General features: G+C 76.7%; 11 protein-coding genes. 6 read left to right on the forward strand and 5 right to left on the reverse strand.

Features of this window, described 5'->3' with window-relative positions:
- Positions 1 to 49 precede the first annotated feature (49 nt).
- From HNR12_RS06380 to HNR12_RS06395, 4 genes are all read right to left on the reverse strand, one after another.
- Complete coding sequence (locus HNR12_RS06380) at positions 50 to 1,657, reverse strand: glycosyltransferase family 2 protein (protein WP_179766634.1); 1,608 nt, start codon at positions 1,655 to 1,657, stop codon at positions 50 to 52.
- Positions 1,654 to 3,708, reverse strand: coding sequence for a glycosyl transferase family 2 (locus HNR12_RS06385; protein ID WP_179766635.1), 2,055 nt, complete (start codon positions 3,706 to 3,708; stop codon positions 1,654 to 1,656). Before HNR12_RS06385 ends, HNR12_RS06380 begins: the two co-directional genes overlap by 4 nt.
- Positions 3,705 to 4,727 carry a class I SAM-dependent methyltransferase gene (locus HNR12_RS06390; protein WP_179766636.1) on the reverse strand — a complete coding sequence of 341 codons (1,023 nt, stop codon included), beginning with the start codon at positions 4,725 to 4,727 and terminating at the stop codon, positions 3,705 to 3,707. Before HNR12_RS06390 ends, HNR12_RS06385 begins: the two co-directional genes overlap by 4 nt.
- Positions 4,728 to 5,059: 332 nt before the next feature.
- Positions 5,060 to 7,126 carry an acyltransferase family protein gene (locus tag HNR12_RS06395; RefSeq protein WP_179766637.1) on the reverse strand — a complete coding sequence of 689 codons (2,067 nt, stop codon included), beginning with the start codon at positions 7,124 to 7,126 and terminating at the stop codon, positions 5,060 to 5,062.
- Positions 7,127 to 7,490: 364 nt separating this feature from the next.
- Between HNR12_RS06395 and HNR12_RS06400 the strand changes: the two genes are divergently transcribed.
- The 6 genes from HNR12_RS06400 to HNR12_RS06425 all read left to right on the forward strand — a co-directional run bounded on the left by HNR12_RS06400 (position 7,491) and on the right by HNR12_RS06425 (position 17,810).
- Positions 7,491 to 8,039 carry a hypothetical protein gene (locus HNR12_RS06400; protein ID WP_179766638.1) on the forward strand — a complete coding sequence of 183 codons (549 nt, stop codon included), beginning with the start codon at positions 7,491 to 7,493 and terminating at the stop codon, positions 8,037 to 8,039.
- An 84-nt stretch (positions 8,040 to 8,123) separates the two neighbouring features.
- Positions 8,124 to 9,761 (forward strand): DUF2397 domain-containing protein, encoded by a 1,638-nt coding sequence (locus tag HNR12_RS06405; protein ID WP_179766639.1) that lies wholly within the window; start codon positions 8,124 to 8,126, stop codon positions 9,759 to 9,761.
- A complete protein-coding gene (locus HNR12_RS06410; protein WP_338119729.1) occupies positions 9,758 to 11,170 on the forward strand; it encodes a TIGR02678 family protein in 1,413 nt (470 codons plus the stop codon). Before HNR12_RS06405 ends, HNR12_RS06410 begins: the two co-directional genes overlap by 4 nt.
- A gap of 919 nt (positions 11,171 to 12,089) precedes the next feature.
- Complete coding sequence (locus HNR12_RS06415) at positions 12,090 to 16,550, forward strand: SbcC/MukB-like Walker B domain-containing protein (protein WP_179766640.1); 4,461 nt, start codon at positions 12,090 to 12,092, stop codon at positions 16,548 to 16,550.
- A 99-nt stretch (positions 16,551 to 16,649) separates the two neighbouring features.
- Positions 16,650 to 17,012 (forward strand): hypothetical protein, encoded by a 363-nt coding sequence (locus HNR12_RS06420; RefSeq protein WP_179766641.1) that lies wholly within the window; start codon positions 16,650 to 16,652, stop codon positions 17,010 to 17,012.
- A gap of 183 nt (positions 17,013 to 17,195) precedes the next feature.
- The gene (locus HNR12_RS06425) at positions 17,196 to 17,810 is read left to right on the forward strand and encodes a superoxide dismutase (RefSeq protein WP_179766642.1); all 615 of its coding nucleotides are present in this window, start codon (positions 17,196 to 17,198) and stop codon (positions 17,808 to 17,810) included.
- 109 nt (positions 17,811 to 17,919) lie between these two features.
- Here HNR12_RS06425 and HNR12_RS06430 read toward each other — a convergent pair whose 3' ends face one another.
- Positions 17,920 to 18,597, reverse strand: coding sequence for an HAD hydrolase-like protein (locus tag HNR12_RS06430; RefSeq protein WP_179766643.1), 678 nt, complete (start codon positions 18,595 to 18,597; stop codon positions 17,920 to 17,922).
- Between the last annotated feature and the right edge of the window lie 20 nt (positions 18,598 to 18,617).

An 18,617-nucleotide genomic window follows, 5' to 3' on the forward strand; every position in this document is an offset into this window, starting at 1 on the left:
CGGCCGCGCCGCCGGGCCGGGCCGTCGCGGCCGCGGCCCGGCGGCTCCCTCAGCGGGCCAGGCGGCGCGCCAGGCGCGCGGGCAGCCCGCGGCTGAGCCAGACCAGCCGCCGCTCCAGGCGGTCGGCGCGCTCCCGCTGGGCGCGCGCCTCCTCCTCGGCCTGGCGCAGCCGGACCCGCCAGTCCTCCGGCGGCTCCTCGGCGGCGCCCTCGGCCAGGACACCGGGGCCGCGCACCCAGTGCAGGCCGAACAGCCGCTCCACCGCGCCGTCCAGGTCGTCCTCGGGCGTGCCCAGGTGGCGCGCCCGCGCGTAGGCCGCGGTGCGCTCCAGCCGGATGGATCCGGGGCCCGAGGCGGGCACGCCCGCCGCGGCCACCCGCACCAGACCGGCGTGCTCGCGCTCGGCCGCCTCGGTCAGCCGGGCCAGGCCGCGCGGCGCCGGGCGGCAGCCCGCCGGCAGGGTGAGCCGGAAGGGCACCAGCGGGTCGGCGGCGGGTGCGGTGTCGGCGAAGCGGACGCGCGCGTCGCCGCGGAAGGTCTCCCGGATCAGCCGCAGGTCCAGGCGGGGGTCCTCCAGCGGCGAGCGCCGGTCGTCGGTCAGCTCCGGCCACGGCCCCACCAGCCACACCCGGATGTCGGCGGTCTCGCCCGTCAGCAGCGCCGCCACCGTGGTGTCGGCGTCCTCCAGGGCGGCCTCGGCGACGTCGACGACCACGTCGACGTAGGGCACGGCCCACTGCCGCGGGCCCTGCTTGCGCCGGTTGGCGAAGTTGGGCACCCGCGTGGCGACGTAGGGGTGGCGGAACCGGGTGCCGGCGTCGCGCTTGGCCTGCATCTGGCTGCGGCCCAGGTGCCAGCTGCTGGTGTCGGTGTCGGGCACGAACACCGCGCCGGTCTGGGCCACCCGGTAGGCGAACTCGGAGTCGCCGCCCAGGACCATGTCGCCGGCCATGCCCCCGGCCGCCTCGAACACCGCGCGGTGCAGCGATCCGGTGGCGCCGATGAACACCCGGTAGGCCAGCGGGTCGGGCGCGGTCAGCCGGTCGGTGCGGGCGATGACGCTCTCGATCCAGTGCGGTTCGGCGGAGGCGGCGTCGAACAGCCGGTCGGCCTCGCCGGCCGCCACCGCGCGCCGCACCTCGGCCGGCCGCACGGCGCCCGGCGTGAACGGCACGAACATCTTGTGGCCCAGCACCGCGAGGTAGTCGGCCTGGTGGTGCCAGCGCAGCTGCGACTCCACGTGCTCGCGGAAGACGAGCATGTCGGCGTCCAGCCGCAGCACCACGGCGCCCTCGGACGCGGCCACCCCGCAGTTGAGGGCGTGGCCCGACCCCCACGCGCCGGGCGCGGCGGTGATGAGGCGGGTGTGCTCGGGTCGGATCTCGGGCAGCCGCAGCGGCGGCGCGGACCCGTCGTCGACCACCACCACCTCCATGAGGTGGGCGGGGTAGCTCTGCGCCGCCAGGGCCGCCAGCACGAGGTCGAGCTTCTCCTGGTGGCCGTGGGCGGGGATCACGACGCTGACCGCCAGGCTCGGGGTCCACTCGCCCAGCGCGGGGACGTCGAGCACCGTGTAGTCGTTCCGGGGGATCGGCGGGCGGGGTACCGCCTGTCCCGCCTGGTCCGTGGCCGCGCTGCGACCGCCGAGGATCGTCACACCGACTCGCTTTCCTGTTGGCGGGGGTGGCCGGCCCGGCCGGCCGGGTCGTCGTCGAGGAGCAGCCCGCCGGCCCGCCGCCCCGGCCACTGGCGTGCGGCGTCGCGCAGGAAGTAGCCGGGGTCCTCGCTCCAGGTGTGGCCCGAGGCGCGGCGGCGGACCAGGTAGTTGTGGCCGTGCGTGCGGTAGATGCGGCCGCCGCCGCCCGCAACGCCCAGCAGCAGCTGGGTGTCGATGGCGCGGGGCAGCGGCCGGAAGCCCCCGCACTCCTCCAGGACGGTGCGGTCCAGCAGGAGCGTGCCGCCGGCGACGAAGGGGTCGGTGCGCTCGGTCGCGGCCGGCCGCCACACGGTGCGGTCGATCTCCTCCAGGTAGATGAACTCCTGGGCGCAGCCCACGAGGTCGGCGGAGGCGTAGGTGCGGGCCAGCAGGAGGTCGCCCAGGTGGTGGGGGCCGTACCAGTCGTCGTCGTCCCACTTGGCGATCACGGTGCCCGACGCGCGCCCGGCGGCGTTGTTGAGCACGGTGCCGAAGACCTCGCCGGCCGGGGCCTCGTAGACGACGGTCCCGCGGCCGGTGCGGGCGAAGGCGTCCAGCGCCCGGCGCACGCGCGGGTCCTCGGCGGTGAACCCGTGGAGGGCGAGCACGACCTCCAGTTCCACGTCGCGCTGGGCGGCCACCTGGGCGAGCGCGAAGTCCACCATGTCGGGCCGCCGGGTGCACAGCAGCACCGAGACGCGGGTCTCGGGCACCGGGCGCACGCCGGCCTGGCGGGCGAGCTCGCGCCAGCGGGCGGCGGTGCCGTGGGTGCGCAGCGCGGTGCGGCGCAGGCGGATGCTGTGCCGCTCGCGGGCCAGCCGGTCGTCGAGGTCGGCGGCGGTGACCGAGGTCAGCAGCGCGGTCAGCTCCGGTCCCAGCGGCTCGGCCCAGCCGGGGACCTCCTCGCAGAAGAGGGGGACCCCGCCCGCGGCCAGTCCGGCCACCGCGCGCGCGGCGGCCAGCGGGCCGGCGTGGCCGCGCCAGCCGACCTTCACGCCGCGCAGGTCGCGCAGGCGGGCGATGTCGGAGTCGGTGACGGCGCCGGTGGGCGGCAGCTCCAGGTAGACCCGGCGGCCGTAGGCGATGACCGCGCGGCCGTCGCGCACGCCGAACTCGGCGACGCGCGGGAGCGACTCCCCGGTGAACCCGATGGGGTTGACCACGCGCTCGTCCACGGGCGGCAGCCGGCTGGGGTCGAACCCGCCGGCGGTGCCCTCGCGCACCCGGTCCACGCCGTCGGCGGCGCCGATGCGCTCCCAGGTCAGGGAGCCGGCCGGGTAGCGGTCGAGGGCGGGCACGGCGTCGTCGCGCCAGTCGGGCAGCCGGCCCTCGCCCGTGCGCAGCGCGATGTCGGCCACGGGTGTGGAGCGGTGCCGCGCCACGGGCCCGCGCGGGGGCACTCCCCGGGCGCGCGGGACGGCCGGGCGCCAGGCGGGCGCCTCGGTCCCGCTGAGCGCGGTGGGGGGTGCGGTGGCGGGGCCGCGGCGGCGGCCGACGGCGCCGAAGGCGATCGCGTCGAGCGCGGGCGCGGTCTCGACGGGTTCCAGGAAGAACAGCTCGCAGGCCCAGCCGCCGCCGTCGAGGCGCGCCACCCGGGCCTCCTGCAGGTCGCGCCACTGGCCCAGGCCGGGCACGGCCGGCAGCGGGGGGTCGAGGTGGGCGGCGGGGCTGGTGATGACCGCGACGACCTGGTGGGTGCGGGGCAGGCGCGCGCCCAGGCTGACGGCGCGGCGCAGGTCGGCGACGGTGGTGGCGACCACCGCGACCAGTCCGACGTGGTCGACGGGCTCCGGCGCGGGCCCGGCGCCCTCGCCCTGGGAGTCGGCACCGGTCTCGGCGGGCGCCAGCAGGGGGTCGCCGTTGGGCGGGGTGCGGTCGAGGTTGACCACGAGGTCGGCGGGCAGCAGCGGCAGGCCGCGCAGCGGGCCGTGGGAGCCCGTTCCGGTGTGGCCGAGCAGCGCGGGGCGCTCGCCGCGCAGCCGCAGCGCCCGCAGCAGGACCTGGTCGGTCACAGCGCCGTCCGGGTGAAGACGCGGGCGCCCTTCTCGGCGGCCTCGTCGCGGGCGCTGAGCTCGGGGAAGTCGGCGACCCAGCGCTCACTGATGCTGCGCTCGTCGGGGCGGGCAGCGTCGTCGAGGACGAGCACGGCGTCGGGGGCGCAGCGCGGCATGAGCACCGGCACGGCCGGGTAGCGCGCCTCGGCGGCGGTGGCCTCGGGCGGGCCGTCGATGAACACCAGGCCGATGTCGTGCAGGTCCTCCACGGCGGTGGTGTCGTACCAGGGCTGGGTGCGGGCGGGTTCGTCGCCGCCGGCCGGGTGGGTCCACTCGGTCAGCGGCGCGTGGCGGACCTCGACGATGTCGTCCAGGCCGTGGTCGCGCACGAGTTGGCGGGACAGCTCGGCGTAGCGCTCGTCGTGCTCCAGGGCGATCAGCCGGCCGCCGCCGGAGCGGCGCAGCGCGTAGCCCAGCCAGACGCTGGAGGCGCCGCTGCCGCACTCGACCACGAGCTTGGGGCGGCGCTCGTCGATGAGGCGGACCAGCAGGCGCATGACGTCGGGCGAGGCGGCCCAGCCGCGCAGGGAGGGCATGAAGGGCGCGGGGCGCAGGAAGTCGCGCAGCTCGTTCCAGGCGACCTGCTGCTCGTAGTCGTTGCGGCCCTGGAGGTTGACGGCCTTGGCCATCTCGGCGGAGACCTTGGGGAGCGTCTGGGCGCGCACGCGCTTGAGCTCGTTGCGGGCGCCGTCCAGGGACTTGACGATCTCCATGCGGTCGGTGCCGATGGCCTCGGACACCGTGCGGGCGCTCGCGTCGATGCGGCGGTCCAGGGTGGAGACCCGGCGCGTCAGCCGCACGGTCAGCCAGGCGTTGCCGGCCACCGCGGCGCCCACGGCCCCCAGCCCGGCCAGCAGCACCGCGCCCTCCCAGCTCAGCACGCCGGTCGCCGCCAGCGCGGCCAGGACCGCGACGCCCGCGGCCGCGGCGGCGAGGACGGCTGCCACCTGCTTGAGCCGGGACCGTAGGAACCGCATGGTGAGACCTCCAGGTTGGTCGGGCTGCGCCGCTGCGAGGGCGGAGCCGGGGGATTCCCGCGCCGGTGAACGGCGGATCGTATCAGCGGGCTGTCGCGGGTGTCAGGGGCGGCCGGAGCCGGGGTTCTGTGCGGAGACCCGCGCGAAAACCGCCGTAATGGCGGAATTCACCTGCGATACGGATGAAATCGACAGTAACGCAAGGAAGGGATCCCGGCAGGGGAACGCCGCGACTTCGGAACACTTCGCCGACGTTGTTCTTCCAAAGTTCATGATCGAATAACCAGGGTGCCTTCGGCGGCGGGAACCGCCGCGCGCGGCCGGGCCGGCGGTCACCACCCGGTGGCCGACTTCAGGCGCGCCTCAAGCATAGGGGCCAGCGTGGCGCTGTAGGTGGCGGTCAGGTGGGAGTGGTCCCAGTAGACCAGCACATTGCCGATCACCGCGGGGCACCTGCCGGACGGGCACACGTATTCCGTGAGGTCGATGAGGTGCACATTGTCGGGAATTCCGCTGACCTGCGGCGCGGGGTCGCTCGGGGCGTGGCTGAAGGACTCCGGCGACACGCATTCGGCCGGCCCGTTCTCCTCGACGCACTCGGCGCCGGAGTAATCCAGCCGGGGCAGGTCGCGGATGCCGACGACCTCGATACCCAGCGCGTCGAGCTGGCGCCAGCGCTCCACGAAACCCGGGTGCACCCGCTCCCCCGCGCTGGTGGCGCGCGTGGAGGAGGTGAGCACGGCGTCGGGGCGCAGCCGCTCAAGGTGGTCCATGGCGCCCTCGCGCCAGCGCTCGCACTCGGGGAAGGGCCGCCCGTCGCGCGTGGGCGGGTCGGTGCTGAACTGGCAGCCGCTCTTGGTGAGCGAGACGACCTTCCAGTCGTTGTTCTCGGCGGCGCCCATCAGAGCGGGGAACCAGTGGGCGGTGCGCGAGGCGCCCACCAGGGCGATGGTGCGGGCCGGCGAGGCGGAGCCGTACTCGCACACGATCGCCTCGACGTCGTCGAGCCCGGCGTGGCAGCCGTCCTGGAACGCCTGGTTCTGGTCGTCCTTGGCGTCGGCGGGCGCGGGCAGCACCGGCACATCGGGTTTGGCGGCGTCGATCCGGGGGTCCACCAGCGCCCGCGCGCCCGGGTAGGCGATCTGGTCGGTGGCCAGGTCCTGGCGGCGCTGGCGCTGCTCCTCCAGTCCGGCCGACCACATCGAGGCGGCCGCGAGCACCGGCACCAGGGCGGCCGCGGCGACGGCCAGGGGCCAGGCCCGCCCGCCGCGCACCCGCCCCAGCGCGGTGGTGCCGTCCTGGACCAGCGCCTTGGTGAGGGCGGCCAGCGCCGCCGACACCGCCAGCACCAGCAGGCCGCCGAGCACGCCGGGCAGTTCGCTCCCGGAGATCTCGCGGTAGCAGACCAGCACCGGCCAGTGCCACAGGTACAGGGCGTAGGCGTGGTCGCCGACCCAGGTCAGCACGCGGCCGCCCAGCAGGGCGTCGGCGCCCCAGGCGCGGCCCGAGCCGCCGCCCAGCACCACCAGCACGGCCGCCCCGGTGGGCCACAGCGCGATGTAGCCGGGGAACAGCGTCGAGACGTCGACCAGCGCGCCGCACAGCACGAGCCCGGCCAGGCCCGCCCAGCCCAGCGCCGCGCGCGGGCCGGCGGGCAGCCGCAGCAGCGGCAGGGCCAGCGCCAGCAGCCCGCCCAGCGCGAACTCCCACAGCCGCGCGCCGGTGTCGAAGTAGGCCCACGCCTGATCGGCGGCCGTGGCGTGGACGGAGTAGGCCAGGGATGCGGCGAACACCGCCGCCAGCGCCGCCGCGGCCGCGGCGCGCACCGGCGCGCCCAGCAGGCGGGCCGCCGCCGCGGCCAGGGCGATGAGCACCGCCCACACCAGGTAGAACTGGCCCTGGATCGACAGCGACCAGAAGTGCTGCAGCGGCGACACCGCGCCGTCGCGCTCCATGTAGTCGACCGCGTTCAGCGCCAGGTGCCAGTTCTCGTGGTACAGCGCCGCGGCGACCGTCTGGTCGGCGACCTCCTGCCACTGGGAGGCGGGCAGCCACACCGCGGAGGCGGCCAGCACGGCCCCCAGCACCACGGCCGCGGGCGGCACCAGCCGGCGCACCAGCCGGGTCAGGAACGGCACGAACCGCACCGCGCCGTCGCGCTCGGCGCCGCGCACCAGCGATCCGGTGATCAGGAAGCCGGTGAGCAGCAGGAACACGTCCACGCCGCCGGAGACCCGGCCGAACCAGATGTGGTAGGCCGCCACGAGCAGCACGGCGACGGCGCGCAGGCCCTGGATCTCGGGGCGGTAGCCCGCGGGCCGGGCGCCGGGTGCACCGGGCGCGGCGGGGGTGCCGTCGGCGGGCGGGGCGGCCGGAGCGGCGGAGGCAGGTGCGGACATGGAGGCAGCGGACCGCCTATCTGGGCAAGGGTCGTGGGGCGGGTCCGCGCCCGGGCCCCCGCGCGGGCGGGAGCGGGCACGGGCCGGGACGGGCCGCCGCTCCCTGAGCCTGTAAAGCTTCCGGCGGACGGTGTCCGGCGGGCGACGAGCGGCCCACGCGCCGCTGAACAGACTGGCACATGTCGGCGACGGGCGCGGGCGGACCGCCGTAACCGCCCGCACATCTGGGGACGATAGTCTCACCGCGGCACGATGGCCCCACAACTCCGCGAGGGGCACATCCGCGCGCGCCGCGGGATTCTTCGCCACCATGCCGACACGGCGTCCGCGTTCGGCACCGCCAGTACCGCCACGGGGGGACCGTATGCGCGTCTTCGTCCTGAACACCGGCCGCTGCGGCTCGGTGACGCTCGCGCGCGCCTGCGAGCGGCTGACCAACTACACCGCCGGGCACGAGTCGCGGGCGCGGCGCATCGGCGACGACCGGCTGGACTACCCCGACCAGCACGTCGAGGTCGACAACCGGCTGTCGTGGTTCCTGGGCGCTTTGGACGAGCGCTACGGCGACGAGCCCCTCTACGTCCACCTGCGGCGCGACCCCGTGCAGGTGGCCCAGAGCTTCGCCAAGCGCTGGGAGAACGGCAACCCCGCCGGGGTCATCACCGCCTTCGCCAAGGCGCTGGTCATCCGCCCCACCCCCTGGCCCGACTCCCAGCGCATGGAGGTGTGCCGGTTCTACGTGCAGACCGTCACCGCCAACATCGAGGCGTTCCTGGCCGACAAGCCCCGCCAGATGACCGTGTGGCTCGACGACGCCGCGACGTGGTTCCCCCAGCTGTGGGAGCGCATCGGCGGGGAGGGCGACTACGAGGCGGCGCTGGCGGAGTTCGCCAGCCGGCACAACGCGAGCTGACACCCGCCCGCGCCGCGCTCCTACGCAGGTCACGCGCTGGGGTGGCCGCGCCCGTCACCGCCACGCACTAAGTTGGTGCGGGTCATGCCTAACCACGCCGACGACCACCCGCCGGGCGCCGCCGAGCAGCCGGCCGACCCCACCGGCGCCGCCGACCGGCTGCGGCTCTACAGCTACCTCACCGCGCCCGAGCGGCGCACCTACCTGGCCGTCATGCGGCTGTTCACGTCCACGCTCATGGCCGACCTCGGCGCCGGCGAGGTCGCCGCGGCGCTGGCCGGCGCCGAGCGGCGCGGCGAGATCGACCCCGGCGAGTCCCGCCTTGAGGTCGTGGTGGACCGGCTGGAGCAGCTGGCCCGCTGGGGCAACCTCGTGCCCGGCCGCCGCGAACCCGCCGCCACCATCGCCGAGTTCACCCGCAGCCGGGTGCGCTACCAGGTCGCCAAGCTCGCCGTGCGGGTCCAGCGCGACGCCGAGGACGTCCTGGAGGTCGCCGAGGGCGCCCGCGAGGTCTCGCGCGAACTGCTGCCCGCCATCGAGCAGGGGCTGGCCGACGTCGAGCGCACCCTCGACCACCTCGCCGCGAGCGCCGCCGGGCGCGGCCCCCAGGCGGCGTCGGCGCGCGGCCTGCGCGAGCGGCTGGCCCAGCAGGTCACCACGCTGTTCCTGCAGCACGAGGAGTTCGCCGCCGCCGTGCGCGACTTCTACGCCTACCTCGGCTCGGTGATCGCCCGCTACGACCTCGCCCCCGCCGAGATGACCGGCTTCAAGCACATGCTGCTGGAGTACGTGGAGCTGATCGCCAAGGACGTGCTGCGCCACTCCGAGCCGATCGTGGTGCGCCTGGGCGCCCTCAACCGCCGCCGCGCCGAACTGCTGGGCCACCTGGGCGCCGGACCCGGCGACGACCTGGCGCCGCGGCCGGCCCGCCTGGGCCAGATGGAGCTGATGGAGCGCGCCCCGGGCCGCCGCGACGCCGACTGGGACGGCCTGACCGGCTGGTTCATCGGGCTGCCCGGCCGGCCCTCCGAGGTCGACGCGCTGCGCGAGGCCACCAGCCGCGCCATCACCGCCCTGTTCGCCAACGTCAAACGGGTCACCGGCGCGGGCGGGGTCGACCCCGGGCGGCGCCGCGACCTGCTGCGGCTGGCCGCCTGGTTCGACTCCGCCGAGCCCGAGGCCGCCCACGACCTCTACGCGGCGGCGTTCGGCCTGTTCTCGGCGCGGCACCTGGCGCTGGCGCCCGAGGACGACTCCCCCGACCCCGCCCGCACGTGGGCGCGGGGCCGGCGCGTGGACGTCGAGGTCAACGTGCGCAGCCGCGGCGAGCGCGCGCCCGGCGGGCAGGTGCCGCGGGTGAGCGACGACCCGCTGGGCCGCGCCGCGCTGCTGGAGGAGGAGGACCGCCGCCACCGCCGCCGCGCGGCGGCGGTGGGCGAGCTGTCGGCGGCCGGGACCGACCTGGCGGGCGCGCGGCTGTCCGGCGACGCCCTGGAGGTGCTGTGCGAGCTGCTGACCCTGGCGGGGGCCACCCGCGACGGCCCCGCCGACCGGGGCACGGCCGCCGACGCGGTCACCGGCCTGACCGTGGAACTGGAGCCGCGGCCCGCCGGCCGGGTCACCCGCATCGGCTCGGTGCTGGGCGACCTGGAGCTGCACGGGGTGGAGGTCCGGCTGCGGGTCGATGACCCGCTGCTGCCGCCGGCGGGGGGCGCGCCGTGAGCGGCACCGGGATCACCCGGCGCGACCCGCTGGCGGGCGGCGAGCCGGCGGCGTTCGAGGGCCTGGACGCGATCGAGGCGGCGCAGGTGCGGCGCTGCGTGCGGGTGCTGCTGCGGCGGCCGCTGCTGCGCGCCGAGGGGCCCGACGGCGAGACCCTGCCGGCGGTGCGGCGCTACGCCGACCGGCTGCAGACCCTGTTCGCGGCCTACCTGGGCTACCGGCTGGTCGTGGAGCCGGGGTTCGCGCGGCTGTACAAGACCGGCCGCACCCCCGACGGCGTGCGCGGGGCCCACAAGCCCAACGGCGCGGCGTTCACCCCGCGCGCCTACGCCTACCTGGCGCTGGTGCTGGCGGTACTCACCGGGGGCGGCGGGCAGCTGCTGCTGTCGTCGCTGGTGGCCGAGGTGCGCGCGGCAGGGGCCGAGGCCGGGCTGGAGCTGGGCACGGGCATCGTCGACCGGCGGGCGCTGGCCGCGGCGCTGCGCCACCTGGTCGATCTGGGCGTGCTGGCCGAGACCGACGGCAGCGTGTCGCCGTGGGCCGAGGACGCCGACCGCGAGGCGCTGCTGACCGTCAACGCCGAACTGCTGGGGCACCTGGTGGCGGCGCCGCTGAGGCGCCACGCCTCGCCGCAGGCGCTCGCGGGCGCGGCCGAGGCCCCCGCCGCGGACGGCGCGCCGGGTGCGGCCGCCGACGAGCGGCACGCGGTGCGCCGCCGCCTGGTGGAGGACCCGGTGGTGCTGCTGGCCGCGCTGCCCAAGGCGCAGCGCGAGTGGCTGCGCGCGCACCTCCGCTCCGAGGCCCACCTGCTGGAGGAGCTGACGGGCCTGCGGATGGAGGTCCGCGCCGAGGGCGTGCTGGCGGTCGACCCGGAGGGCTACCTGACCGACCGCGTGTTCCCGGGGACGGGCACGGTGGCGCGCATCGCCCTGCTGGCGGCGGCCGAACTGCTGGCGGACCCGGCGGCGGACCCGGCCGAACCGGGGACCGCGTCCGCGCCCCGGCCGGACTCCTCGGGCGGCGGCGCGGCCGAGCGCGCCGAGGCGGCCGCGGGCGGGCCGGCCGGCGGCGAGGACGGGTGGATCGCGGTCGAGCCGGGCCGGCTGCGCGCGGTCGTGGCCGACATCGCCGAGCGCTACCCCCGCGCCTGGTCGCGCGAGGCGGTGCGCGACCCCGGCCGCCTCGCCGAGTCGGTCGCCCAGGCGCTGGCGCAGGCGGGGCTGGCCCGGGTGCGCCCGGGGGGCCTGGCGGAGCTGAACCCGGCGGCGGCGCGGTACCGCCCGGTCCCCGACGCACCGGCGGGTGAGGGGGCCGACGTCGGCGACACGGCCGGTGACGACCGCACCGGTGCCGCCGACCGCGCGGCGCCCCGCCCCGGCGCGGGCCAGGACGCCCTGTTCGGCCTCTAGGGCGCGGTCAGTGGATGCTCGCCTTACCGCGCGGCGCCCCGCCGCCGTTCCCGCCGTGGCCTCCGATCCCCCGGCGGGCACACTCGGCGGAGCCCCGCCCGCCGGGAACGGCCGGGGCGGGGACCGCCCTGGCCGGCTGCTCGGCCGCACGAGAGCGGAACCGGCCCCTCCCCGGCGCCCGGAGGGCGCCACGCGCATCACGGGAGGCGCCCGCGCGTGCGCCGCTCGCCACGGGCGGGCGGCGACACTCCATGGACCGCGCCCCCGCGCCGCTCCCCTTCTGCCGCCGGCGGTCGCGGCCGCGACGGCGACCGACGTGGGCGCCAGGACGTGGACGGCGCACGCGAGCCCGCAGGGTGCGGGCCGGCGGTCCCCGTCGGCCCCGCAGGTCCGTCCCCGCGGACCGGTCGGCCTGGGGCGGTGCCGGGGCACGGCGGGGACCGTCCGCGCCGGCGTAGGCACCGGGCGGTGCCCGCGGGGGCAGCACGCCGTCCACAGCCCCGCGGAACCGCTCGCGCGGCGGGGCAGCCGCACCGAGACTGGGACGTCGGAGGGGCTCGCGGCATGGGTTCCTCCGCCCTACCGTCCCGCCGAATCGCCACCGGCGGCCGTCCGCGGCCCCGCCCGGCCGGACCGAACGCTCACGGCCGCACACCCGCCCGGCGGTGCGCGCCCGGGTTTTCCACAGCCGCCGCAACCGGGTCGCGGGGGCGGGCGGGCACCGCGAAACTGGAAAAAGGCAGGCGGTGAGCACCGCTGATCCGCACCCGGCCCGGTCGGTACCGGGCCGGGTGCCGCGCACGGCCGCCGCACCCGGACGCCACACGCCGCGGGGCCAATCCGCGCGGCACCCGGGCGCCGCACCGTCCCGCCCGCCGTCCCCTGTCACGACCACGATCGATCGGAGTGAACCGCAGCCATGTCTCTCCCCGAGGTACCGACCCCGGAACTTGCCGGCGGCGAGCGCGCGGCGCGCGCCCCCGGGGCACCGCGCGAGCGGTGGCGGCTGCACCGGGGCGGTGTGGTCAACATCTGGCAGTACCGCGACGAGGAGTTCGACCTCTCCGGCGGCCGGGTCATCTTCAAGGGCACCAACGGCTCCGGGAAGTCCCGCACCCTCGAACTCCTGCTGCCCCTCTGCCTCGACGGCGACCTCCGCAACATGGGCTCCAAGGGCTTCGACACCGTCAGCATGAGCCGGCTGATGCTCGACGACTACACCGAAGGCACCGTCCGCGTCGGCTACGGCTGGATCGAGCTGCGCCGCGTGCTGGCCGACGGCACCGAGTCGTTCCTCACCTGCGGTGTCGGCGTCAAGGCCAGCGCCGCGGGCCGCCAGGTCAGCGACTCCTGGCGGTTCATCACCCCGCTGCGGGTCAACAAGGACTTCGCGCTGATGGAGCAGGAGCGCCCCATCGGCCAGGCCCGGCTGCGCGAACGCGTCGGCGACGACGCCGTGGTCAGCGGCCAGGAGGCGTTCCAGCAGCGGGTGGCCGCCGCCGTCTACGGCATCAGCGGCGGCAGCCGCTACACCGACCTCCTCCACCTCCAGCGCACCCTGCGCAACCCCGACATCGGCCTCAAGGTCCTCCAGGGCCAGCTGGAGCAGCTGCTCTCCGACGCCCTGCCGCCGGTCGACCCCGACGTCATCTCCCGCACCGCCACCGGCCTGGACAACCTTGAGGGCGTGCGCCGCAACGTCGCCCGGCTGCGCCAGGCCGACTCCGCCTTGGGCGGCTTCCTCACCGGCTACCGCGGCTACGCTCTGGGCGTGCTCGCCGACCGCGCCGCCGCGCTCGGCAAGGCCGAGGCCGAGGTCGACCGCGCGGCCGCCCGCCGGGCCAGGCGCGACAAGGAGCGCGCGGCGGCCGAGGACGCGCTGCGCGCGGCCGAGGCCGAGCGCGACGCCGTGACCGAGCGCGCCGAGGCCGTCCAGACCGAACTCGACGCCCTCAAGGCGTCCCCCGCCTACAGCGCCCTGGGCGACCTTGAGGACAAGGCGGCCACCGTCGCCTCCCAGCGCCGCCACGTGGTGGCGGCGCTGGACAACGCCGAGGGGCTGCGCGCGGCCGAGGACCAGTCCATCGGCGCCGTCGAGCGGGCGGCCGCGCTGGCGGTGCGGCTCGGCGACGCCGCCGCCTCCCGCGCGGCCGAGGCGCGCGAGGCGCTGGCCGGGATCGGGCTGCGCTCGGCGCTGGGCCCGCTGCCCGACCTCCGCCCCGCCCTGGAGCGCACCCGCGCCACCGCGCGCGTCCTGCGCTCCCCCGAACCCGGCGCCCGCCCCGAGGACGTCGAGCGCGAGTCCGCGCCCGCCATCGACACCGCGGCGCTGGAACAGGCCGCCGCCCAGGCGCGCGACCGCGTGGCGGCGGCCGCGGCGGCCGCCGCGCAGCGGGCGCCGGAGCTGGCCGCCCTGCGCGGCGAGGCCGAGCGCCTCGCCGAGGAGGACGCCCGCATCGAGCGGCTGGGCGAACGCGCCGCCCAGGCCGCCGAGGACGCGGCCGAGGCCGGCCGGCGCGCGCGGGAGAGCGAGGAGCGGCTGCACGAACTGGCCCGGGAGTGGGCCGACTCCGTGCGCCGCTGGCACGACCAGGCGCTGCCCGCCGACGACCGCCCCGGCGCCGACGAGCTTTTGCCCGTGCCCGAGGCCGACGCGGTGGCCACCGACCCCGAGGGCTTCCGCGGCACCCACCGCGACATCCGCGCCGCCCTGCAGCCGCGCGTGCGCGCCGCCCAGCACGCGGTGCTCCAGGCCGAGCAGCGACTGGCGCAGGCCGAGGCCGAACGGGTGCGGTTGGCGGCCGAACGCGACCGGCTCGGCGCGACCGCCGAGGTCGAGCCCCCGGCGCCGCCGCTCACCACCGCCAAGCGCGCCCCCTCCGACGGCGCCCCCTTCCACCGGCTGGTCGACTTCCGCCCCGGCACCCCCGCCGACGCCCAGGCCGCCCTGGAGGCCGCGCTGGAGGCCGCCGGACTGCTCAACGCCTGGGTACGGGCCGACGGCGCCTTCGGCGAGGCCGCCGACACCGGCGACGACACCTGGGCCGTCCCCGGCCCGCCGTGCGCGGGCCCGTCGCTGGCCGACGTGCTGCGTCCCGCCGCCGCCGACACCCCCGTCTCCGACGACGCGGTCGCGGCGATCCTGCGCTCCGTCCCCCTGCTGGCCGCCGAACCCGCCGCGTCCGGCGCCCCCGGTGCGGCCCAGGCCGCGGCCGACCGCGCACACCCCTCCGCCGCGGATTCCGGCGGCACACCCGCCGCCCCGGGCGCGACCGCAGCGCCGGGCGCGACCGCGCCCCAGGACCGCGCGGCCACCCCGGTCGCCGCCCCGCGTTCCGCCTCCCCCGCCGCCGGCGGCGGTGCCCCCGCGCCCGGCGGCCGCTCCGGGGCCGACCTCGCGTTCTCGCTCGACGGGTGGTGGCGGGCCGGGGTGCTGCGCGGACGCCACCGCAAGGCCGCGGCCGAGCTGATCGGCGCGGGCGCCCGCGAGCAGGCCCGGCGCCGCCGGCTCGCGGAGGTCGACCACGACCTCGCCCGGGTCGACTCCGAGCGCGCCGACCTCCGCGCCGCGCTGGCCCAGGCCCAGCGGCAGGAGGCCGCCTGGAACACCTGCCTGGAGTCCTTCCCCGACATCGGCGAGGTCCTGCGCGGCCGGATCGAGACCCAGACCCGCCGCTCCGCCGCCCGCCGGGCCGCCTCCGACGCCGAGCGCGCCGAGGCCGAGCACGCGCGGGCCCGCGCCCGCGCCGGGGCCGAGCGCGCCGAGCACCAGCGCGCCTGCGCCGACCTCGGCGTGGCCTCGGGCCTGGGCGAGCTGCGCGACCTGTCCGACCACGCCCGCCGCGCCGCCGACCTGCTGGCCTCCACCGGCGCCCTGCTGGAGCGCGACTACCCCGAGGCCCTGCGTTCGGTGGCCGCGGCCCAGGCCGACCACGCCCGCACCGCCGAGTCCCGCGCCAAGGCCGAGTCCGACGCCGCCGAGACCCACCGCGCCTACGCCGAGGCGCACGCCGTCCTGGCCACCCTGCGTGCCAGCCTGGGCCGCGACGCCGAACAGGTCAGCGCCGAGATCAGCGCGTTACAGGAGGAGCGGCAGCGCCTGCGCGCCCAGGCGCCCAAGGCCCAGGGCGAGGTCGAGGCCGCCATCAAGGCGCTGGCCGACGCCGAGGCCCGGGTGGCGGCCGTGGACCTTCAGGTGGCCGACGCCCGCGCCAAGGTCGCCGACGCCGAGGACGCCCTGACCGACGCCGCCGGCGTGAGCGGCGTGTGGGAGGCCGCCACCGGCCAGGTCGAGCCGCCGTTCGAGCGCGCCGACCTGCGCGCCGCCCTGGCCCGCGCCCTCGCCGACGACACCGGCTCCGGCGATCCGGCAGCGGGCGCGGAGCCGGGCGGGCGGTCGGCGGCCGCCCGGCGCGCCGCCGGCGACCCCGCGGCGCTGGAGCGCGACCTCATCGGCCGCATCCAGACCCTCCAGGCCGCGCTCGCCGGAACCCACGACGTGCAGGCCGACCGCGACCACGGCATCCTCACCGTGACCGTCAGCGACGAGGCCGGAACCGCCCCGGTGGCGGCCACCGCGCGCGCCACGGCCGCCCGGCTCGCCCAGGCCGAGGACAACCTCACCGAACGCGAGGAGGGCATCTTCGAGGAGTACCTGCTGGGCGACATCGCCGAGGAGCTGCACCGCCAGATCGGCGCGGCCGAGGCGCTGACCCGGCGTATGAACACCGTCCTCGAAGGCGCCCACTCCAGCCAGGGCGTGCGGGTGGAGCTGTCGTGGGAGCCCGCACCGCACCTGGACCCGGCCGAGCGGTCGGCGTTCGCGCTGGCCAAGAAGTCGGTGGCGCAGCGCACCCCCGAGGAGAACGACCGGCTGCGCCGCGCGCTCATGGACCGCATCCGCGCCACCCGCGAGCAGGGCAGCAGCACCGGCTACGCCGAGGTGCTGGCCGGCGCCCTGGACTACCGCCAGTGGTACGCCTACCGGGTCCGCATCCACGACACCGGCCCCGACGGCCGGCCGCGCGACCGCCGCGTCCGCCAGCTGTCCTCGGGCGAGACCCGCCTGGTGTCCTATGTGACCCTGTTCGCGGCCAGCGCGGCCTTCTACGACGCGCTGCAGACCGAGGCCGACGGCCCGCTGCGCATGGTGCTGCTGGACGAGGCGTTCGAGCGGCTGGACGACCCCACCATCGCGCGGCTGCTTGAGCTGCTGGTGGACCTGGACATGGACTGGGCCATCACCTGGCCCTCGGGGTACGGCGTCTCGCCCCGGATCGACCGCATGCACATCTACGACATCCTCAAGCGCAAGGGGGCCTGGGGCGTGGCCTGCGCCCGCACGACCTGGAACGGCTCCGGCTTCGAGCGCGCCGGCTAGCCCGGGCGGCCGGGCCCCCGCACGCCGCCGCGCGGGGGTTCGGCCCCCGCGCGCCTGGGCAGTGGGCCCCCGTCCGAGCAGACAGGAGGGGGCACACCGATGTCCGAGAACCGGCCGGTCGAAGGCGAGCACCGCTACCAGCAGCAGATCGACTCCCCGGACCAGCACGAGGAGCGTCCGGGCAAGAGCCTGGTCACCACCAACCACGACGTCATCCGCCAGTGGGCCGAGGAGCGCGACGCCCGGCCGGCGACCGTCCCCGGAAGCGAGTACGACGGCCGCCCCGGACGGCTGCTGTTCGACTTCCCCGGCTACTCCGGTGAGAAGCTCCGGCACATCGACTGGGACGAGTGGTTCGAGGCGTTCGACGAGCGCGGGCTGAACTTCATCTACCAGGAGCACAAAAAGGACGGGCAGCCCAGCAACTTCTTCCAGCTGGAGAACCCCACCGAGAACTCCTGACGGCAGGGGGCGCCCCGCCGCGGCGGCACGGGCGGCACATGGGCACGCCGCCCGGATTATTCCCGACCCCGCCTGTCAGAAGGGCTATACGGCCGGGCCCGCACGGCTGCTGATAGCTTCTGTACCAGCGATCAAGGGTCGCCCGATAAACACTGGAATCGCGTCAGGAAGGTGCCTAAGAACATGCCTGCGCCGTACTCGCTGCCGGAGCTTCCCTACGACTACGCAGCGCTGGAGCCGTGGATCTCCGGTCAGATCATGGAGCTGCACCACGACAAGCACCACGCCACGTACGTCTCGGGCGCCAACACCGCTCTGGAGAAGCTGGCCGAGGCTCGCGAGAAGAACGACCTGAGCACGGTCAACCTGCACCAGAAGAACCTGGCGTTCAACCTGGCGGGGCACGTCAACCACTCCGTCTTCTGGCCGAACCTGTCGCCGGACGGCGGCGACAAGCCCGAGGGTGAGCTGGGCGCGGCGATCGACGACCAGTTCGGCTCCTTCGACGCCTTCCGCGCGCACTTCAGCGCCGTGGCCACCGGCGTCCAGGGGTCCGGCTGGGCCATCCTCGCCTGGGACATCCTGGGTCAGCGCCTCATCATCGAGCAGCTCTACGACCACCAGGGCAACCTCGCCGCGGGCTCCTACCCGCTGCTGATGCTCGACATGTGGGAGCACGCCTTCTACCTGCAGTACAAGAACGTCAAGGCGGACTACGTCAAGGCGTTCTGGAACGTCGTCAACTGGGCCGACGTCCAGCAGCGCTTCGAGGACGCGCGCAAGGTCCAGCTCGGCTGACCTTCGCGCTCCGGCCGAGCGGGAACCAATGAGGGGTGGCGCCTTCGGGCACCGCCCCTCATTCGCGTGCGGGGCCGGGCGGGGGCGCGCCGGCGGCGTTCGCACGCGGTCAGCGGCGCAGCAGTTCCATGGCGGCCCGGGGGCTGTCGACCACGGGGTGGCCGGTGGCCGCCAGGCGTTCGCGGCTCATCATGCCGCTGGCCACCAGCAGCGCGTTGGCGCCGACCGCGGCGGCCGCGCGGCCGTCGTCGTCGATGTCGCCGATGAGGACCACCGTGGCGGGGTCGTCCACCCCGAGCGCCTCCAGGTGGGCGGCCAGGTGCTCGGCCTTGGAGTCCTCGGCCGTGTCGTAGCGGCGGCCGTCCACGCGCAGGAAGTGGCCGGTGAGGCCGCGCTCCTCGATGAGGGGCACCAGCGCGTCGTGCCCTGCCATGGACAGCAGCGACTGCGAGCCCCCGGCGCGCGTCCAGTCCACCAGCATCTCCGGCGCGCCGTCGGCCAGGCGGCAGGCCGGCAGGGCGGTGCGGTAGTGGCTGTCGTAGATCTCGTTGATGCGCGCCCACTCCGCGCCGGTGAGCGGCCGGCCGAGCAGGTCCTCGTAGCAGGCGATCAGGGGCCGCCGGAAGCACGACCGCCAGTAGTCGAGTTCGACGGGATCGCGGCCGAAGGCCGCGCACACCCCGTTCAGCCCGGCGAGGTTGGCGTGGTTGTCGTTGAGGAGGGTGCCGTTCCAGTCCCAGACGATGTGCGTGATGCCGCTGAGGTGGGGAAGCTCGTTTTCTACCACTCTGTGCACTGTAGGGGACG

Source organism: Streptomonospora nanhaiensis, from assembly GCF_013410565.1.
Lineage (GTDB): Bacteria > Actinomycetota > Actinomycetes > Streptosporangiales > Streptosporangiaceae > Streptomonospora > Streptomonospora nanhaiensis.